The sequence below is a fragment of the Micromonospora sp. M51 genome, from assembly GCF_018070305.1.
Lineage (GTDB): Bacteria > Actinomycetota > Actinomycetes > Mycobacteriales > Micromonosporaceae > Micromonospora > Micromonospora parva.
On the sequence record NZ_JAGPXZ010001089.1, the window covers coordinates 1 to 1473 of the forward strand.

Here is a 1473-nt window from a genome sequence, read left to right on the forward strand (position 1 = left end):
TCAGTCGACGGGCCGGGGCCTGGCCCGCCTGGACCCTGCCCGCCCAGCCCCTGGTCCACCGGAGCTCCGGCCCCACCAGGCCCCGGCCCGTCGACTGACGGGCCGGGGCCTGGCCCGTCTGGCCCCACCCCGCCAGGATGTGGACGTGGCCCCTGGTCCGCCTGGCCCTCGCCTGAGGGCCGGGTTGAGCCCCGCCCGTGATCCACTCGGTTTTCTTGAAGTCGTGCCATCCGCGTCGCTCGGATACCGCGTTATCAGGAAAACCGAGTGGATCACGCTGCAGGGACGAGCGGTGTTCGGTATCCGCACACCGCGACGGCCGCATCCGCGACAGCGACGGCCGTACACCGTCGTCCCCCGACGTCATCGCCATTCAACCTCGCGGCGGCCGACCTCGCCGTCGGCCCGACCTCGCCGTCGGCCCGACCTCGCCGTCGGCCCGACCTCGCCGTCGGCCCGACCTCGCCGTCGGCCCGACCTCGCCGCAGGCCACCCTGCGACAGACCGACCCCCGCACCACAAGGCCACCCCGCGACAGACCCCGCCGCACCAGGCCAACCCCGCGCCACACCAACCCCGCGCCACACCAACCCCGCGACAGACCCCCGCACCACCAGACCACCCCAAGACAGGCCGACCCCGCGGCAACCCCGCGACACCAGGCCACCCCCGCGACACCAGGGCCACCCCGTGACATCCGACCCCGCGACAGGCCCACGGCTCTCTGGTCCGGACGAGGCCCACCGAGCCGGCCCGAGCTAGGCCCGGGGGCAGAACCGGCCGCACCGCCAGTCGGCGTTTGTGCTGGTAGCAGCCTTCTTCTGCCAGCCCGGACGGGTTGATGACCCATGTCCGCCCTGCGCCTAATGTGTGGTTATCTCGGATCCGTCCGCATCGCGAAGATGGTTCTCATACGGTGGGGATCAGTTGGCTACAACCCATTTGTAGCCGGTCGTGGCGCCTCGGGCGATGCGATCCCGTCTGTAGCAGGAAAGGGCGGAAGGCTCTGATGTCCAACGACGTAACGAGTACCGACGGCGGGGCGTCGACAGCTCCGCCGACACGACGAAGGCGGGCGCTCTGGGTCGCCGGTGTGGCCGGGTTGACCGGGGTGGTCGGCCTGGCGGCGCTCGGCGGCGTCGCCGCTCGAGACGACAAGCCGAAGTCCGACCAGGTGTCCGACGCGCAGCCGTCGACCAACCGGCAGAACGTCAGCGACGACGGCGGCGCGGACAAGAGCGGCGCCAAGGGCGATGGTGGTCAGGACGACGAGTGGAGCGGCGGCGACTGGAGCGGCTTCGACGACCACCCCGGCAAGGACAGCAAAGACGGCAAGGACGGCAAGCACGACGAGAAGGACCGCGCCAAACAGGTCCCGTGCGACTCCGACAAGCTGATCCAGGCGATCACGTTCGCCAACAACGAGAACGGTGGCGTACTGGAGCTGGCCAAGGGCTGCACCTACACCCTGAC

General features: G+C 70.7%; 1 pseudogene. It reads left to right on the top strand.

Annotated features, from left to right (window positions below):
* Positions 1–1009: 1009 nt before the first annotated feature.
* Positions 1010–1473: pseudogene (locus tag KBX53_RS32700) on the top strand (hypothetical protein); the annotation flags it as partial.